The organism is Paenibacillus sp. FSL R5-0519, from assembly GCF_037974275.1.
GTDB lineage: Bacteria > Bacillota > Bacilli > Paenibacillales > Paenibacillaceae > Paenibacillus.
Map to the genome: position 1 here is coordinate 4,689,895 of NZ_CP150234.1, position 17,964 is coordinate 4,707,858.

At 44.3% G+C, this 17,964-nt stretch carries 15 protein-coding genes; 3 read left to right on the top strand and 12 right to left on the bottom strand.

All coding sequences use genetic code 11. From position 1 onward, the window contains the following. Window positions 1–95: 95 nt before the first annotated feature. The 8 genes from MKY73_RS20990 to MKY73_RS21025 form a co-directional block, all read right to left on the bottom strand. Entirely contained in the window at window positions 96–1,058 is a 963-nt protein-coding gene (locus tag MKY73_RS20990; protein WP_339303279.1) for an ABC transporter permease, read from the bottom strand. After that, window positions 1,059–2,138 carry an ABC transporter permease gene (locus MKY73_RS20995; protein WP_278296090.1) on the bottom strand — a complete coding sequence of 360 codons (1,080 nt, stop codon included), beginning with the start codon at window positions 2,136–2,138 and terminating at the stop codon, window positions 1,059–1,061. After that, window positions 2,131–3,669, bottom strand: a complete 1,539-nt coding sequence (locus MKY73_RS21000; RefSeq protein WP_124115488.1) for an ABC transporter ATP-binding protein — start codon at window positions 3,667–3,669, stop codon at window positions 2,131–2,133. Before MKY73_RS21000 ends, MKY73_RS20995 begins: the two co-directional genes overlap by 8 nt. A gap of 183 nt (window positions 3,670–3,852) precedes the next feature. Beyond that, the gene (locus MKY73_RS21005; RefSeq protein WP_339303280.1) at window positions 3,853–4,893 is read right to left on the bottom strand and encodes a BMP family ABC transporter substrate-binding protein; all 1,041 of its coding nucleotides are present in this window, start codon (window positions 4,891–4,893) and stop codon (window positions 3,853–3,855) included. 582 nt (window positions 4,894–5,475) lie between these two features. Further along, window positions 5,476–5,835 (bottom strand): 50S ribosomal protein L20, encoded by a 360-nt coding sequence (gene rplT / locus MKY73_RS21010; RefSeq protein ID WP_017689664.1) that lies wholly within the window; start codon window positions 5,833–5,835, stop codon window positions 5,476–5,478. Window positions 5,836–5,923: 88 nt separating this feature from the next. Then, window positions 5,924–6,127 (bottom strand): 50S ribosomal protein L35, encoded by a 204-nt coding sequence (rpmI, locus tag MKY73_RS21015; RefSeq protein WP_017689665.1) that lies wholly within the window; start codon window positions 6,125–6,127, stop codon window positions 5,924–5,926. 24 nt (window positions 6,128–6,151) lie between these two features. Further along, window positions 6,152–6,646: a translation initiation factor IF-3 gene (gene infC, locus MKY73_RS21020; RefSeq protein WP_062833422.1), complete on the bottom strand. Its 495-nt coding sequence runs from the start codon at window positions 6,644–6,646 to the stop codon at window positions 6,152–6,154. A gap of 344 nt (window positions 6,647–6,990) precedes the next feature. Continuing rightward, window positions 6,991–8,229, bottom strand: a complete 1,239-nt coding sequence (locus MKY73_RS21025; RefSeq protein ID WP_339303281.1) for a glycosyltransferase family 2 protein — start codon at window positions 8,227–8,229, stop codon at window positions 6,991–6,993. A 709-nt stretch (window positions 8,230–8,938) separates the two neighbouring features. Between MKY73_RS21025 and MKY73_RS21030 the strand changes: the two genes are divergently transcribed. Both MKY73_RS21030 and MKY73_RS21035 read left to right on the top strand, forming a co-directional pair. Continuing rightward, on the top strand, window positions 8,939–9,466 hold the full coding sequence (locus tag MKY73_RS21030; RefSeq protein ID WP_169478872.1) for a phosphatase PAP2 family protein: 528 nt from the start codon (window positions 8,939–8,941) through the stop codon (window positions 9,464–9,466). Between the two features lie 50 nt (window positions 9,467–9,516). Beyond that, complete coding sequence (locus tag MKY73_RS21035; RefSeq protein WP_339303282.1) at window positions 9,517–10,668, top strand: glycosyltransferase; 1,152 nt, start codon at window positions 9,517–9,519, stop codon at window positions 10,666–10,668. Window positions 10,669–10,808: 140 nt separating this feature from the next. Here the strand turns inward: MKY73_RS21035 and MKY73_RS21040 are convergent, their stop codons facing one another. From MKY73_RS21040 to MKY73_RS21050, 3 genes are all read right to left on the bottom strand, one after another. After that, entirely contained in the window at window positions 10,809–12,356 is a 1,548-nt protein-coding gene (locus tag MKY73_RS21040; protein WP_339240796.1) for an extracellular solute-binding protein, read from the bottom strand. Window positions 12,357–12,462: 106 nt separating this feature from the next. Beyond that, entirely contained in the window at window positions 12,463–13,392 is a 930-nt protein-coding gene (locus tag MKY73_RS21045; RefSeq protein ID WP_081745926.1) for a carbohydrate ABC transporter permease, read from the bottom strand. 30 nt (window positions 13,393–13,422) lie between these two features. Beyond that, window positions 13,423–14,328: an ABC transporter permease subunit gene (locus MKY73_RS21050; RefSeq protein ID WP_339303283.1), complete on the bottom strand. Its 906-nt coding sequence runs from the start codon at window positions 14,326–14,328 to the stop codon at window positions 13,423–13,425. 409 nt (window positions 14,329–14,737) lie between these two features. On the opposite strand from MKY73_RS21050, the gene MKY73_RS21055 reads away from it, so the two are divergent. Beyond that, on the top strand, window positions 14,738–16,990 hold the full coding sequence (locus tag MKY73_RS21055) for a helix-turn-helix domain-containing protein (RefSeq protein WP_339303284.1): 2,253 nt from the start codon (window positions 14,738–14,740) through the stop codon (window positions 16,988–16,990). A 129-nt stretch (window positions 16,991–17,119) separates the two neighbouring features. On the opposite strand, the gene trmB is transcribed toward MKY73_RS21055, so the two are convergent. Continuing rightward, entirely contained in the window at window positions 17,120–17,875 is a 756-nt protein-coding gene (gene trmB, locus MKY73_RS21060) for a tRNA (guanosine(46)-N7)-methyltransferase TrmB (protein ID WP_339303285.1), read from the bottom strand. Window positions 17,876–17,964 lie beyond the last annotated feature (89 nt).

The following is a 17,964-nucleotide window of genomic DNA, read 5'->3' on the forward strand; positions in this document are numbered from 1 at the left end:
GTGGCTTAGTAACACTCAAGCAAACAAAAAAGGCCCGCACAAGGCGGACCCTCTTTATCATGCTTTTTAATAAAAAACTGATATGTTGCACGTTGTTACCTTTTCCCCGGGTCATACGCTTCACCGAGTGCAGACGGAGCCGAAGAACGTCCAACCGCTGCAACAAGAACGATGATGGTAAGCAGGTAAGGCAACATGAAAATAATTTCCTGGGGAATACTTTGTGACCATTCAAACAACTGCACATAGTTACGAATCGCTTGTGAGAATCCAAAGAAGACAGCAGCACCAAATGCACCAATCGGATTCCACTTACCAAAGATCATGGCTGCAATGGCAATATAACCTTGGCCGGAAACCGTATTGTGTGAAAATGTACCCGTAGTCGTCAACGTGATTGCAGCACCACCAATGGCTGCGAGCGCACCACTGATCATAACGCCAACATAGCGATAACGACGTACTTTAACACCAACTGTATCAGCTGCACTAGGATGTTCACCTACGGAACGAAGGCGCAGACCAAATGGTGTTTTAAACATAATGTAATACGTCAGGAATACGAACAGAATGGCCAGATATGTCGTTGGATATACGTTCTTGAAGAAGGCTTCTCCGAGCAAAGGAATGTCTTTCAAGAACGGCACATCAAACTTGCTGAAGCCTTGAACCAACGGTGAATCACCAGAACCTTCAAACAACAATTTAACCAAGTACAACGTACTGCCTGCTGCCAAAAAGTTAATGACAATACCACTGATAATCTGATCTGCCTTAAATGTGATAGACGCAACGGCATGAATCAACGATACCAGTACGCCCAATACAATCGCAAGCAAAACCCCCACCCAGGCCGATGTCGTTCCGCCCATGCCCGCTTCTTGAGCATAATGCGCCCCGATTCCAGCTGCAAAGGCACCGAAGACCATAAAACCTTCAAGTCCGAGGTTAGTCACCCCTGATTTTTCAGAAAAGATTCCGCCGAGTGAAGCAAAAATCAATGCCGTAGCAAAGACAAGCGTCGTATTGATAATTTGCCCAATTGTCAACAAGTCCATCTACAACACCTTCTCTTTCTTACGCTTCGAATAGAACGGTTTGAGTATCCAGCGCACGATGCCTTGTGCCGCAATGAAGAAGATAATCGAACCGATCACAATCCGAATAATCTCAGGCGGAACATCCGCAGCAAAACTCATACCTGCAGATCCGTACGTGAGGGTACCGAACAACACTGCACCCAACAACACCCCAAACGGATGATTCAAACCAATCAGGGCAACTGCTATGCCGTCAAAGCCCGTACCTGGGGAACCCGACATTACCGTCTGGTAATGGAACACACCCAGAACCTGGAATGCACCACCAAGACCAGCAAGCATACCACTGATAAACATTGCTTTTACGATATTACGGTTAACATGCATACCGGCATATTCAGCCGCATTAGGGTTGTAACCTACCGCACGTATTTCATAACCTTGTTTTGTTTTCCACATATAGATATAAAAGAGCACAGCCATCACAAGGGCAATCAATGTTCCCATGTGTACACGGGAGTTGCCCATCAGTTCAGATAACCAAGTGAGACTAATCGAAGCCGATTCGCTGATATCCACGGAACGATTCTCGCCCTTCAACAGCAAGAATTGGCGTACGATAAGGTTCGCCAGATACAGACCAATCCAGTTCAGCATGATACTACTGATAACTTCATTGACCCCACGTGCTGCTTTCAGATAACCAGCAATAGCTGCCCACAGACCACCAAACAATGCACCAGCAATCAAAGCCAGTGGCACATGAAGATAGATCGGTAGACCTGTAAACTTAACACCAACAAATGTGGCAGCGGTCATACCAACGAGAAATTGACCTTCTCCCCCGATGTTAAACAACCCTGCACGTGATGCAAAAGCAAATGCAAGTCCAGTCATAATTAATGGTGTCATTTCCCGGACTGCTTCACCAAAGTTGTACATGTCTCCAAAGACCTTGGTGAACAATGCGCCGTAAGCTTCAATTGGATTGTAGCCACCAATCAGCATGACAACTCCACCGAGAATAAGACCCATAATAATAGCTACTACAGGCAAAATAAATGAATCTCGCGTAAACCATTTCAATACGTTATTCATGCGCAGTACCTCTCTTTTGAGTGCTGCCCGCCATCATCAAGCCGAGCTCTCTATCATTGGTTTCTTCCGGCAGCACCTCGCCAACGATCTGGCCTTCATAGATGACAGCAATTCGGTCAGATACATTGATAATCTCATCAAGCTCAAATGAAATCAGCAGAACAGCCTTACCTTGATCACGCTGGGCAATCAGTTGCTTTTGCACAAACTCAATAGCCCCCACGTCCAAACCACGCGTTGGTTGCGCAGCGATAAGCAGTTCAGGGTTTTTATCTACCTCACGGGCGATAATGGCCTTTTGCTGGTTTCCTCCGGACAAGGACCGAGCTTTGGTCTCGATGCTTGGTGTACGTACGTCAAATGCCTCAACAAGCCGCTTCGCCTGCTGTTTGATGGCATCGAAGTTAAGGAACCCTTTACGGGTGTAAGGTGCTTTATAATACGATTCCAGAACGATATTTTCACTCACTGAAAAATCAAGTACAAGTCCGTGTTTGTGCCGATCTTCCGGAATGTGGGCTACACCTGACTCCGAGATATGACGCGGAGAATGATTGGACAGTTCCTTGCCCTCCAAAAGAATCGAACCACTCTCGACTTTACGAAGTCCGGTAAGGGCTTCAATCAGTTCACTTTGACCGTTACCATCCACGCCTGCGATTCCAACAATTTCTCCAGCTCGTACGTTCAGGTTAAGTTGGTTCAGTACTGCAATACCTTCTTTATTCTTGGCGGTTAGTTTGCTGACTTCAAGCACATTCGCTCCTGGTGTAGCCGGCTTTTTGTCTACTTTGAACGTGACATTCCGCCCCACCATTTTCTCCGCCAGTTCATTCGGATTGGTTTCCGATGTTTTAACCGAATCAATGACTTTACCCCGACGAATAATCGTTACCGTGTCGGAGATTTCCATAATCTCTTTCAGTTTGTGCGTGATCAAAATAATGGACTTGCCTTCAGCGACAAGTTTCTTCATGATGATCATCAGTTCTTTGATCTCTTGAGGAGTCAATACGGCTGTAGGCTCGTCAAAAATCAGAATGTCTGCACCGCGATACAACGTTTTTACAATCTCCACACGTTGCTGCATTCCGACAGAGATATCATGAATTTTGGCATGAGGATTCACCTTGAGTCCATACTGTTCGGACAAACGCTGAACTTCAGCAGCTGCTTTTTTATAGTTAATATTGAGACCCTTCGTTGGTTCAGATCCCAAAATAATGTTCTCTGTTACCGTGAACGGCTGTACAAGCTTAAAGTGCTGATGCACCATGCCGATGCCAAGATCGATTGCTCGGTTAGGACTGTCGATGATGACAGGCTTGCCATTCACTTCAATGGAACCTTCATCTGGCTGATAGAGACCAAATACAATATTCATCAACGTTGACTTACCAGCGCCATTTTCGCCCAGTAGCGCATGGATCTCGCCTTTACGAAGCTGAAGGCTGATGGCGTCGTTGGCAACAATGCCTGGGAAACGCTTCGTAATTTGTTTTAACTCAACGACGGGGGTTGCTGCACCCATGTAATCACCCTTATAACTGATATAGTGTGGTTCCGCAAACGAAAGAAAAGCTCCTACCGGAGCGTTGATACACAGTTACCTTGTACAATTGTTATAATGACTTGATCAAATGTTCCTGTTCTTACAATCATAAGGCCGGTCTAGACCGGCCTCAATGATTATTTATTTCCAACGAAGATCAAATTACTCAGTAGGAACTTTGATTTCGCCGCTGATGATTTTTTCTTTGTACTCATCTACTTTAGCAAGAACATCGGCAGATACATTAGCAGTAGAAGTATCAGCAACACCAACACCGTTTTCTTTCAGTGTCAGGTTCTCAGAACCACCAGCAAATGTACCATCAACAACTTCTTGGTTTACGCGTTTAACCGCTTCGTCAACTTTTTTGATCATGGAAGTCAACGTTACCTCATCACCAAACTCAAGTGATTGGTCTTTGTCTACACCGATAACCCATACATCTTGACCTTGTTTCTTACGAGCGATTGCTTCGTTGAACACACCGTTACCTGTAGCACCGGAAGCGTGGAAGATAATGTCTACACCTTCATTGTAAAGAGTTGCTGCTGCTGCTTTACCCAAGTCAGGTTTATCGAATGCACCTGTGTAGTTAGAAATGAATTGAGCATCAGGATTAACTGCTTTAACGCCTTCTCTGAATCCTACTTCAAACTTTTTGATCAGTGGGCTTTCCATACCGCCAACAAAACCAATTTTGTTCGTTTTTGTTGTCAGACCTGCAACAACACCAACCAAGAAGGATCCTTCTTCTTCAGCGAAAGTTACTGACTTAACATTAGGAGAATCCACTACGCTGTCAATAATCGCGAGTTTGGAATCCGGGTTTTGGTCAGCAACCGTTTTGATTGCATCAGCCAATTGGAAACCGATACCCCAAGTCAGATCATATCCGCCTTTAACGAATTCGTTCAAGTTCGGAATGTACTCTTCATCGGATTTACTTTGCAGGTATTTAACGGCTACACCTGTTTCTGTTTCAGTCGCTTGCAGAGCTTCCCAAGCGGATTGGTTAAAGGATTTGTCATTAACTCCACCTACGTCAGTAACCATACCGATTTTGAGATCGGATTTCGCTTCAGTGGATGTGCCACCTGTATCTCCTCCGGCATTTGTTTCTTCTTTCGGTTTGCTACCGCAACCTGCGAGCATAACCGATACCGCCAGCAACATTACCAAAGACAAGCTGAGCATCTTTTTCATTTTCTCTTTTTCCCCCTTAATGATATATCCTTCATTCCAATCCAGCCTACAATTGAACGGTTAACAGATAGCAGGAATGACTTTTATGCAGAATGTATGGTTTCTTCGACATTAAAAGCGCATTCTCACCCTTGAAGCATTCTATCATCTGTCGAAAAACCGAACATTATGACATGGAGAGAAAAATTTAGGACTAGCCTACTAGAGGTGATTATACAATCAACCAGTGTTAAAATCCAGATGTTTCATCACCAAATATCACATATTTTTGTTCTTTTTTTATTGAAAACGCTTAATAATTTAGCGTTTTAACACACTAACGTTACAACGATGTGATGTTATATAACAAAAACATATCGTGAACTTTAGTGAGGAATGGAATTTACCTGTTTTCATTTGTATTATTTCACCGTTCGTATTCTATGTATTTCCACGGACTGTTATTCACCGGTTATCTGGTTTTCATTGTTCCCTGCCAGAACATAGCCTATTCGCTCTACTCATTCAGAGATTCACCTTCGGATTGCTTCCAAGCCGTAAAAAAAGCCGCCATATAGGTACGGCGGCTTGTATCATACAATTTTAAGCGTTGATTTTGCCTTTAGCTACAGTAGCCAAAGAGTTGAACGCATTGATGTCGTTAACGGCCAGATCAGCCAACATTTTGCGGTTCATGTCTACACCAGCAAGTTTCAAACCATGGATCAGTTTGTTGTAAGACAAACCATTCATACGTGCTGCTGCATTGATACGAACGATCCACAGTCTGCGGAAGTTACGTTTCGTGTTGCGACGGTCACGGTATGCGTATACCAGGGATTTCATTACTTGCTCGTTAGCTGTTTTAAAGATACGGTGTTTGGAACCGAAATAACCTCTTGCCAGTTTCAAAACCTTTTTATGACGACGACGTACTACAAAACCGCCTTTTACTCTTGCCATATTAAAGAACCTCCCAAATAAATATAAATGTATCCGTGGTATGTGTACGGCCGTAGCCGATCCCCCATACGGAATGTACTAATTAGAATTAGCCTTTCAAGTTAGCCAAACCTTGTTTCAAACGTCTAACATCCCCGGCAGCCATAACTGGGTTACCGTTCAGAACGCGCTTAGCACGTTTAGATTTGTGGGAAAGCAAGTGGTTTTTGTGAGCTTTGTAACGAAGGACTTTACCGGAACCGGTAATTTTGAAGCGTCCTTTCAAACTGCTGTGTGTTTTCATTTTAGGCATTTTGTGTTTCCTCCTCCAATGTTATCAGGCTTTAGGAGCCAAGATCATGATCATACTGCGGCCTTCCAATTTCGGTTGACGTTCAATAGTACAAAGTTCTGCAACTTCTACCTTAACGCGCTCCAAAATCCGTTGACCAATCGCGGCATGTGCAATTTCACGTCCGCGGTAACGAACAGAACATTTCACTTTGTCGCCTTCGTTCAAAAACTTAACTACATTACGAAGCTTCGTTTGATAATCGTGCTCCTCAATATTGGAACGGAACCATACTTCTTTAATGTCAACAATTTTCTGGTTCTTACGGGCTTCTTTTTCTTTCTTTTGTTGCTCATAGCGGAATTTGCCATAGTCCATAATACGACACACCGGCGGTTTAGCCTGTGGTGCCACATTGACCAGATCCAAATTCAGGTCAATCGCCATTTGCAGTGCTTCGCGAATGGGCGTGATCCCAATTTGTTCTCCTTCAGCTCCGACAAGGCGTACTTCCTTCGCCCGAATCTCATCATTAATCATGTGATCTTTACTAATAACCGTCCACCTCCAGGTCATTTTGAATATCCAGTTACACAAAAATAAAAGGGATGCCGGTCAAGCTACCGACATCCCTGTAATCAACACAATTCTTCATGAGTATACACTTCATAAATTATTGGGATCGTTGACCAGCCAACATAGTGTTGATCAGGTGAGAAGTCGGACTTCTACTTGTGATTCCATTGCTATTCATTTTGAATCCGTTTTAAAGCACTTGAATACTATAACATCCACGAAATGCATTGTCAACATCTTCACAACTTTTTTTTCTGAATTATACATTTGTTATATCCAATGTCGACAAAGTCTCGTATGCATGTTCCTTATCCTTGTTTGCTCTGCACCTCATCGAGCCGCACAACACGTGTGTGTTGGGTGTGGCTCCACTGTTTGTTGTTCTGCGTGAAGAAAGCGTAGAACGTAATCGGGTACCAGGACAACAGGTAAATCGGGAACAAAATCAGATACAGATAAACTTTGGCAAAGGTAACCTTCTCCAGCGCCATGGACAACAAGAACGTCAGAATATTCAGACCAATAGCCACGAATCCAACCCATAACGGGAAGTACCCATAAATATTCGCAATGTGCGGACCATTGAATACGGCCATGTCTACCCACATCACAGCCGTCATCAGGAACGTAAGCAACACAACATAGACATTGGCTCCATAGATGGCAAGGTCAAATTTCACCAGGCTTCTTTCCTTAATGGACTGCCAGAGCAGCGGGAAGAAATATCTACGTGCAACTGTAAAGTGACCTTGCATCCAGCGCAGACGTTGTCTCGCTGAAGCTTTGAATGTTAATGGCTTCTCATCAAATACTTTGGCGTCATAGTTGAAAACAGGATACACGTTACGTTGAACACTACGCATCGTAAACTCCAGGTCCTCAACCAGACTTGTTGCGCCCCAGCCAATTTCCTTCAACAGGTTGGTTTCGAAGCACATTCCGGTTCCTCCGAGGAAATTCGCCATATTCAAGTTATGACGAGACAACTGCCACAGACGGTTAATGTACCAGTAAGATACGCCGTAAGCTGCAGTAATCCAGGAATCCTCCGGATTTTTCGTATCAATATATCCTTGGATAACACGTGAACCATTGTTCAAGTCATCATTCATCTCAAGCAAGAAGTTACGGTCAACCAGGTTATCGGCGTCAAACATAACAACTGCGTCATACTGACGTGGCAATTTCCACAGGTACTTAAGCATCCATTCAATGGCATACCCTTTACCTCTTAGATCAGCGTTGGTACGTACGCAGGCATTCAACCCATGTTCTCTAACAATCTGAGCCGTTCCATCCGTACAGTTGTCACAGATGACAAACACATCGTACAGATCTTCCGGATAATCAAGTTGTTTCAAGTTCTCCATCAAGGCACCAATGACTTGTTCCTCATTGTGTGCTGCGACGAGTACAGCGAATGATTTTGTGGCTGGATAATGTTTCTTTTTCTTTTTCTTAATCAGACCGAACAGCGAAAACGTGAATTGGTACACGGCTAGCAGTGCCAGAATGACCTGCATCGTGACGAATATAGCGTCCAACATCGTTCTCTGTTACCCCCTTTTTTTCAAACCCAGTTTACTTAAGCATTTCTCTTCCTGATCCTGCAATTTATTTTTTTGTAATGTGCAGAATATGACCCTGTTCTTTTGTGTAATACGTGAATTTATCAGGCAATGTTTCAAAGCTTGGTTGCTATCAGTTGGCTGCTTTATCGATTCTGTATTCTTTTCAGTCATTTGTCAAAACCCCAATTCCACTTTCTGAACGAGAAATGTGATCTTTAAACGCTGAATAGACACTTCGTGATACCACAACCTCGCATTCATGCCTGTTATATCTTATTTTCAGCCGTTTACTTGATTTTTATTTCTAAAGTCCCTGCTTTTTTCATCAGCATGTTATTCTTCGTCAGAGGCTCTATAACAAATAACGCAAACAGACCTCAAAAAGTTTAAACCAAAACTCACATTTTTTTACCTCATTTCAGCCATGTTGAATCATTGTATCTTTTTTGGCTAACCCAAGTCAAAAAGTTAAGATGGGTATATATCCACTCTTTAACATGAATTTTACGTTCTTTACATGGGTTCTTCTTGAAAAGGACAACATTTAAAAATATGATAAACATATACCTGAAATAACCTCAAGTTCATGAAAAACGGTTATATATTAATCAGGACGAAACCGGATGCAGAAAATGACCGGAAATAATGCCGCCATTACAGGCGGCCTGACTGGCAGGAGGCCAATATGAGCCGTTTATTCTTAAAGTTTCAAGATTATGATCGAAATGTTTTTATGTGGATCAACGGCCGACTTCATAACCGTTTTATGAATTTTTGGCTGTATTATTTCACCCATCTGGGTGGAGCAACTTCTTCTATTGCAGTATCTTTGTTAATCTGGCTGCTTGCTCCGGCTCCATGGAGCACAACAGGACTCCAGGCTTGCATCGCTCTTGCGGTCAGCCACATTCCTGTAGCCATCGCAAAAAAATTGTATCCCCGCATTAGACCTTATCTGGCCTTGCCGGATACAATTACATTTCGGAATCCCCTGACGGACCATTCGTTTCCATCAGGACACACAACTGCCATTTTTTCGGTCACGGTTCCATTTATGACCACTGATCCGATCTTATTGCTAATATTGTTGCCTGTGGCTCTTATTGTCGGATTCTCTCGCATTTATCTGGGATTACACTACCCTTCCGATGTTCTGGCAGGTGCCACAATAGGTACTTTAGTCGCACTTGCAACAGTTGCATTCTGGTCTTAAAGCCGATATGTTAGACTCAGAAAAACCTAGCAGGAACAGGTGAAGTAAGCGTGGAGAAAAAAAGAGTATTACTATTATCTGAAGGCTTTGGTACGGGTCATACTCAAGCCGCCTATGCACTGTCCAGCAATCTGCGAAAGCTCTCGTCAGATGTGCAGACGAAAGTGCTGGAACTGGGAAGTTTCTTAAATCCCAAGGTTGCACCTCTTATTATAACAGCATACAAAAAAACGGTTACCAACCAACCCAAACTTGTCGGATACGTATACAGACACCAATATAAAAAATCATTGAATCGGCTGACAACACTCGCATTGCACAAGCTGTTCTATACCCATACACGCAGCGTTGTGCGCCAGTTACGTCCCGATGCAATTGTCTGTACCCATCCGATCCCCAGTGCTGTCATAGCCAGACTGAAACGTCTGGGTGCACAGATTCCCCTTTGCACAGTCATCACCGACTATGATGCACATGGAACATGGATTAACCGTGAAGTAGACCTTTATCTGGTTTCTTCAGATGAGGTTAAGTCCAAACTATTGCTTCGTGGCGTACCTATAGACAAAATTCGAGTCACCGGCATTCCGGTGCATCCGAACTTCTGGGAACATCCCGGACGAGAAGAGATCCGAAGCAGATTCAACCTCAAAAATATGCCCACTGTACTGGTAATGGGCGGTGGTTGGGGCATGCTCAGCGACGAGCTGGTCCATCCGTTGCTGACACGGTGGCATAAAGATATTCAGATTATTTTTTGTCTGGGTCGCAATGATAAAGCACGGATCAGCATGGAACAGAACCCGATGTATCGCAAAGAGAACATTCATATTATCGGGTACACCAATGAAGTGGACAAATTGATGGAAGTCTCCGACCTGCTGATCACCAAACCTGGAGGAATGACATGCAGCGAAGGCTTAGCCAAAGGAATTCCGATGTTGTTTCACAACCCTATACCTGGTCAGGAAGAAGAAAACGTCCATTATTTTACCGCTAGAGGGTTGGGAGAACCCATATCTTCGTCTGACGTAGTTGTTAAATGGATGAACAAGCTGCTGCACCACTATCCGGATGTCGTACGTAAACGCAAACGTCATCTGGCGGAAATTGCCAAGGTTCATCCAATGGAGAGCGCTCAAAGTATTCTCGATCTGCTGGAGGAGGTTCGTCCTTCATCCGCAGAAGAGGCCCATATATGAATTTATCCGAACATTTGCTGCTTCACGCAAATCTTGTCTAATTACGCCTCTAAGCAGTGCGTTCAAACAAACCTGCAACCACATTGAAAAGGTGCCTTCGGCTTTGAAGGCACCTTTTCTGTATGAAGGAAAGTACAAATTTACTGAATGCCTGCTGATTTCAAGTACTCCTGCCACTGCTTGGTGTATTCTGACTGAATTTTTTCTAATCCCGCTTGTTTTGCCTTCTCCATAAATGTGTTCAACCCAGCCTCTACGTCTGCCACCAAACCCACATTAAGCGGATACAAATATTGTTTCTCAACTTGCTCCAATGCAGCTTTCTCGGCTTGATATGGAGTCCAGTCTTCCGCAAATCCGGTAAAAATATCTGGCTTTTTGATTTTGTCCAGATCCTCAAACATGGTCAGGACATCATCAAAGGTTTTATCATAGAGCATAAATTCCGGATTACGCCAAGCCCAACCATTCATGCCCTCACGCGGGAAGCCGTTCGTTTGTGCATCCCCCACCATTTTGTAGTATCCATTATCTACCTCGAAGTTTTTGCCCTCCACGCCGTATTCAGTCAACCAATTATATCGTTTGTCTGTCACAAGCTTTTCGTAAAATGCCAATGCTTTTTCCGGGTTCTTACTACTGCGTGGAATCGCAAACCCATTGTGGATCGGGTGAACAGGTTGTGCAAACCCTTTTGCATTCGGGTAAGGGAAATAAGCCAGTTTCCAATCTGGATGCGTAGACTGCACCTTGATAACATCTGCATTAAATTTGTTAGGGTTCTCCCCGGACAGAACAACAGCCGCTTTTCCATTTTGCAGCAATGAGTTGGAAGTATCTTTTACATTCAGTACGTTTTTCGGGAAGAATCCTTTGTCCATCCAGCGTTTGTATGTTTTCAGGTCTTCCAGATGTTGTGCCGATCCCCAATAGGACGTCACGGTCGAAGGTGTGTCATACATAATATCCAATCCATATGGAAGTTGACCCGCTGTATTCACCAGCTTGGATGTCAATTGACGTATACCATGCGTATGGTTGGCATTGCTATCCGCGATCGGAATCATATTGGGTTCGTTAGCCTTAATGCCTTCCAGATACGCTTCGAGTGTCTCGAGCGATTCTGGCTTCGGAAGATTGTACTTCTCGCGCAAATCCTCGCGGTACGCAATCCCCTCGGTTACATATTCAATCCAAGTGGATGGAACCGTATAGATTTTGTCATTGATTTTGACAGCATCCCACATGTCATCAGGGACATGAGCTTTAAGCGCTGGGGCTGCTTTAGGCAGCATTTCATCCAGTGCCAGAAACGCTCCCTTCTTGGCATAGGACTGGTAGAATGTCCAATCCGCTGTGAAGATCAGATCGATCGGCTGTCCGGAAGACAGCAGCAGTTTATATTTTTGGTCCCAGTCGGTCCAGGAGGTGTAGTTGAATTTCACATTGACGTTCAGATCAGCCTCAGCCAGTTTATTAATCTCGGATTCAATGACAGGCAGATCTTTCGGAGCATCCCCGAGCATGTAAAATTGAAGTGTTACTTTATCACCTTTATTCTCGGATGTTCCCCCTTGCTCGCTTCCTTGCGCCGATCCCCCCGAACCATTGTTACATGCGGCAAGCACCCCGGCGAACAACATCAGGGCAAGTACCAGAGACAGGTGCCGAATTGTTTTGTTACGCATACGCATCCTCCCTTTTTGTGGTGAACCTTTATATGTTAGCGCAGACTCGCCATGTTTCAGACCGAAGATGATGCTAGCAGCCTGATATCCAGAGCGTGTTCACGTTCTAACCTTTCACTGCACCAATCGTAAGTCCTTTGACAAAGTAACGTTGTACAAAGGGATAAAGGAACAAAATCGGTCCCGTCACAACGATAGCCATCGCCATCTTGGTTGATTCCGTTGGCACATCCTGACTAAGCGTGATCCCTGTGCCAATCGCCATCTGGTCAATAAAAGTAATCGTGTTCATCGTGTTATAGAGATAAAATTGCAGTTGGTACATATCAGGATTGTTAATGAAGAGCGATGAGGTAAACCAGTCATTCCAGTACCCCAATGCCAGAAACAGACCTACAGTAGCAATCCCAGGCATCGCCAGTTTCAACACAATGCTGAAATAAATGCGGAAGTCGTTAGCTCCGTCAATCTTCGCGGACTCAATCAATTCATCCGGGACTGCCGAACGAATGAAGTTTTTCATCAAGATAATGAGGAACGGTGTCATCAACCCTGGGAAAATCAGTACGGTATACGTATCTGTGAGGTTGAAGTAGTTCGCCAGCATAATGTACCAAGGCACAAGTCCCCCACCAAACAACGTTGTGAAGTAGATAAAAAATGAGAACGTGTTCCGATATTTAAAATCCTTACGCTGGAGCACAAAGCCGGCCATCGTGATGAGAAACAGCCCTAGCGTGGTCCCCACCACCGTTGTAAAAACGGTTACCCCATAAGCCTTTAGTACCTGAGTCGGGAATTTGAACACCATTTTGTAACCTTCCAGGGAAAAGTCCGTTGGAAAGAGGTGATAGCCATCCCTTACAATGGATTCGTTGCTGCTAAACGAACCGGATAGAATCAGCAGAAAAGGCAACAGGCACATGATGGATAAGATGATGATGAAGCTATAGGAAATCAGTTGAAACATGAAAGTAAATTCCGAATCTCTGAGACGCGTATTTGTACGTGTGTGAGTATTCATTGGCGTGTTCATGATCGTTCTCCCTCCTGCCCTGCGGGCCTTCTAGAACAAGGCGTAGTCCTCATTTACTTTGCGGATAATATAGTTGACGGTCATAATCAAAATGAATCCGAACAAGGACTGATACAGACCAGCAGCCGTTGCCATCCCGATATCAAACGTTACTTTCAGTGAACGATACACATACGTATCAATAATATCTGTAGCGTTGTACAACACCCCGTTGTTGCCGATCAGTTGATAGAACAGGTCAAACTGCCCCTTCATAATGCTGCCCAGCGAGAACAATAGCAGGATGACAAAGGTTGGCTTCAACATTGGTACCGTGATGTACCAGATCCGCTGAAAAATGTTGGCCCCGTCGATTCGGGCAGCTTCATAATACTCGTCACTGATCCCCGTTATGGCGGCCAGGTAGATGACCATGCTGTATCCAAGATTTTTCCATAGATAAAAAATGATGATGAGGAACACCCAGATCCAAGGTGTATTATAAATATCCACCGGTCCAGCCTCGAAACGTTTGAGCACCGTGTTCACAAAACCCGACTCATAGTTGAACATGTTGTAAGCGATTACACTTAATAGTACAAACGAAATGAAGTATGGCAAGAACATGACGGATTGCGTAATTTTTTTGAATAACCTGCCCCGGATTTCGCTAAGCATGATCGCACAGAAGATCGCCAGTCCGTTTCCTAATATAATGAAGGCGAGATTGTAACCCACAGTGTTGGTTGTGAGCTTCAGCAGCATTCCCGATTGCCATAGGAACTTAAAATTCTCCAGACCGACAAATGGACTGCCAAACAGTCTGCCTTCAAAATCATACCGGGTGAACGCATAATAGATACCGACCATCGGAAAATACGAGTTAATCAGAAAAAAGATCAGCGTGGGCAACAGCATCAGAAACATGATTTTGTTTTTGTTCAATTCTTTGAGCATGGCTCGATCCCTCCCGAATTTCTTGCGGTGCTGCGTGGTGGAGCTCTCTTTTTATTGTAGATGCTCCCTTCGCTCACGGATACTGAAGCTTCCCCTCAGAAAATGAACGATTCTGCGAAATAAACTATGAACAAAACGAACGAACCATGAAATGAACAAACATCCACATGCATCCGTTCACAAATATTGATATCGTGCATAGGCTGCAACTGGTGAACAATCCTGCGAAAGTTGAACTTTATGTAGAGAAAGTAGGCAAAACAGCCTGTCCAGCGTTGATGTAAACGCATACATAATATATAATTCAAGATACTCTTCGTTCTTCTGCTCATCCAGGTATGAAGTCTGGCGTATGTATATGAAGTTCTACGTTCTCCACCCATAACAGGAGGTCCAAGGGGGAAAAAGAATGCGTAAACGTTCGGAGGACAGTCAGCAGGTCTTCACACGGATTCTGATCGGCATTATTATCAGTACCGTTGCCACCTTGCTTGTGGCTTCTTCTATTTTGTATGTCAACTATAATCGGATTGCTCTTCGCCAGGTGTATCGTACCGATATGAACAGCCTTACACAAACCAGCCGTGAAGTAGCCAAGATGACGGAGACTGCGAAATCATTGTCATATCAGATTTATCAGGACTACACCATCTCATCATTACTGCTTTATTCCAAACCAAATATCTATGAGATTACATCGGCGATGGAGCAGCTCGACAACTACCGCATGTCCCTTCCCTTTATCGAATCAATCTATGTATACAACTCTAAAAGCAATGAATTTTTTATCAGTTCCAACGTGCGCAATGGGCAGCAGTCCGTCTCGGAGATCGACGATCAGGGGATTACAAGCATCCTCCAACGCTTCCATGACTATAAACCTTTTGTTCCCATCCCGCGTACATATCAGGTCGGCTCTACTGAAGAAACAGAGGTCAACAGCTACACTTATCTCTGTTACGACACGATCAATGACAACGCGAAATTAAACTATGCTGTCATCGTTAATATCAAGGATGATTGGCTCAGTCCGAACATGAATGCTGTGGATCAACCAGGCAAGACCTTTATCGTGAATGAGAATGGGGATCTATTATCCGACTTTGGTGATCGTTCATTGATGAAAAATCTCTCCAGTGAAGCTTTTATGAAGCCAATTATGCAGGATGCGGAGCATTCCGCTTATTTTACCGAGAAGGTCGACGGAGAAAAATCACTCATCACCTATACCGCTCCCGATGATCTGGGCTGGCGTTATGTGAGAATAACACCGTATGATCTGATTACCTCAGATATACGGAGTATGCGTACACATACCGTTCTGTTTTGTGTTGGACTTCTCATCGCAGGGTTGCTGCTCTCTTACCTTGTATCCCGAAAACTATATCACCCTATTGATAAGGTGCTTGTTCGTTTACGTGTGATGGAAGCAGAGCGACGTGGCAGTCTTCATCTGTTACGGCAGGATTTTCTGCGTGGGGCCTTGCAGGGTCGGGAAACAGTAACTGGAGGTATGTTGGAAGAACGGATGAAGTTCTACGGTTCCTCCATTGATGTTCAGCGTGCTTCCAGACTCGTATTGCTGCGTATTGATCATTTTACGGAATTCTGCGAAACGTATCGTGATGAGACCCAGCTTGTCAAATACGCCATGATGAACATCTGCACCGAGACAGCCGATCTCCACTATAATGCGGAAGCTGTGGATATGGGCGGTGATCTGATCACACTCATTTTCAACGAGAAAGCGGAATACCAGGAACTTGAGCAACCTGCTAACAACCGGATAGAAGAGCTGCTGCGCATGATGCAGGCTGCTGTAATGACCCATCTGAAATGCTCCATCTCCTGTACGATCGGCACGGAAGAAGATTCATTGGAAGACAGTATTGCTTCCTACACCAGATCAGCCGAAGCTTCACTGCATCGTTTGTTCATGGGACCCGGCTGTCTGATCTATACTTCTGACATTATGGCTTATCACGCCAAAGAGTACGCATTCCCGGCAGGTAAGGAAAGACAGCTTGTCGATCATCTAATGACAGGCAAGACGCAAGAAGCCAAGCAAGTCTATGCAGATATCGTCGGTGAAACAGCCGCTTATCCCTTCACCGTCTTCCAGCTGGCCTTATCCCATCTGACGATGACACTCAACCATGTACGAAATACCCTTAAGAAGAATAATCAACTCACGCTTGATTCTGTATCGGATGGACTCATGCTGCCTGTGAAAGAAGCGGAAGACATCAGTGAAGTGCATGAACACTTCTATCGTATATTTGATGAGCTTGGTTCCAAAGTTGAGGAGAAACGTACACTGAAGCACGAAGAGTTGATTCGCAAAATCAACGGCATTATTGAGCGGGATTATGCAGACCCTAACCTATGTCTAACTTCTATTGCAGATGAGCTTAGCATGTCACCGATCTATGTAAGCAGGCTCTACAAACAGCTCACCCTGAAAGGGTTAACGGACGTGATTAATGAAACCCGCATAGCCAAGGCTCAACATCTGCTGGTAGAGACAGAGAACTCCGTTGCCGATATTGCCGAGAGGACCGGATTCACCAACAGTTCCTATTTCTATCGCATGTTCAAAAAGTTCAACGGTGTTACACCGAACGATTATCGCCGCAAAGAGTTTCATTCAGAGAACTTTTGAAATTATCCCAGACGTGATTTTTAGGAGCACTTCACATGAATTGTTAACGCCAAAAAGAGCGACCTATGAGAATGAACCATTCACCTCATGTGTCGCTCTTCTTTAATGAGTTTAAGTTAGATTTCGATTTTATTCCTGTTCCTGACCTTCACCAGACTCATCTGTCGCTTCGCGGACTTTATACTTGTCCAGACGTGTCTGCTGATACTCACGCAGTGCCTCTTCACCCACAATCACTTCAACCCGGTGAATGTTCATGCCTTTGCCCATGAATTTCTGCTCGTACTCGGTCATCACATGTTCTTCGTTAAGTCCATCGCGATGCAGGTTCAAAGAAAGATTTTTCATTTGCAGACCAAAGTCGGCAATGGCGTTGAGTGAGAAATCAAACAGCGTCTCCGAATCGGTTTTGAAATGAATCTGTCCTTTTGCATTAAGCAATTCCGTGTATTTCTTCAGGAAGCGCGGGTGCGTCAACCGGCGACGTGCATGCTTTGCTTTTGGCCACGGATCGCTGAAGTTCAAATAAATGCGTTCCAGTTCTTCCGGTTCAAAAACTTCCTCGATCTGTTCAATGTTTGCCAGCGCAAGCTTCAGGTTCGGTGGTGTCTCCACATCTGCCTGGCTCCACGCATTCCGAGCTTTCTCACTGGCACGACGCACCAGTTCATCATACATATCAATACCGATGAAATTGAATTCCGGATATTTATAACTCATTTGGCTGATAAATTGACCTTTACCCATACCAAATTCCACGAAGATCGGATGGTTATTGCCAAACAGTTCAGACCATTTTCCTTTATGTTGCTTGGGGTCCAGTACAACAAGATCAACTTGTTGCTCCAGATTTTCTCTTATCCCTTTTCTGCCACGTAAACGCATTTTATTCCTCCGTTTGTCCCATACTTGTCTCAGACTTATTTTGCCGAAGAACTGGCAAATTGTAAAGAGCAATGAAAAGGGAATCTTCG

Bases quoted from the DNA above. Each gene is read 5' to 3' on its own strand.
- MKY73_RS20990 (WP_339303279.1), bottom strand. From the start codon at position 1,058: ATGGACTTGTTGACAATTGGGCAAATTATCAATACGACGCTTGTCTTT.
- MKY73_RS20995 (WP_278296090.1), bottom strand. From the start codon at position 2,138: ATGAATAACGTATTGAAATGGTTTACGCGAGATTCATTTATTTTGCCT.
- MKY73_RS21000 (WP_124115488.1), bottom strand. From the start codon at position 3,669: ATGGGTGCAGCAACCCCCGTCGTTGAGTTAAAACAAATTACGAAGCGT.
- MKY73_RS21005 (WP_339303280.1), bottom strand. From the start codon at position 4,893: ATGAAAAAGATGCTCAGCTTGTCTTTGGTAATGTTGCTGGCGGTATCG.
- rplT (WP_017689664.1), bottom strand. From the start codon at position 5,835: ATGGCAAGAGTAAAAGGCGGTTTTGTAGTACGTCGTCGTCATAAAAAG.
- rpmI (WP_017689665.1), bottom strand. From the start codon at position 6,127: ATGCCTAAAATGAAAACACACAGCAGTTTGAAAGGACGCTTCAAAATT.
- infC (WP_062833422.1), bottom strand. From the start codon at position 6,646: ATGATTAATGATGAGATTCGGGCGAAGGAAGTACGCCTTGTCGGAGCT.
- MKY73_RS21025 (WP_339303281.1), bottom strand. From the start codon at position 8,229: ATGTTGGACGCTATATTCGTCACGATGCAGGTCATTCTGGCACTGCTA.
- MKY73_RS21030 (WP_169478872.1), top strand. From the start codon at position 8,939: ATGAGCCGTTTATTCTTAAAGTTTCAAGATTATGATCGAAATGTTTTT.
- MKY73_RS21040 (WP_339240796.1), bottom strand. From the start codon at position 12,356: ATGCGTAACAAAACAATTCGGCACCTGTCTCTGGTACTTGCCCTGATG.
- MKY73_RS21045 (WP_081745926.1), bottom strand. From the start codon at position 13,392: ATGAACACGCCAATGAATACTCACACACGTACAAATACGCGTCTCAGA.
- MKY73_RS21050 (WP_339303283.1), bottom strand. From the start codon at position 14,328: ATGCTCAAAGAATTGAACAAAAACAAAATCATGTTTCTGATGCTGTTG.
- MKY73_RS21055 (WP_339303284.1), top strand. From the start codon at position 14,738: ATGCGTAAACGTTCGGAGGACAGTCAGCAGGTCTTCACACGGATTCTG.
- trmB (WP_339303285.1), bottom strand. From the start codon at position 17,875: ATGCGTTTACGTGGCAGAAAAGGGATAAGAGAAAATCTGGAGCAACAA.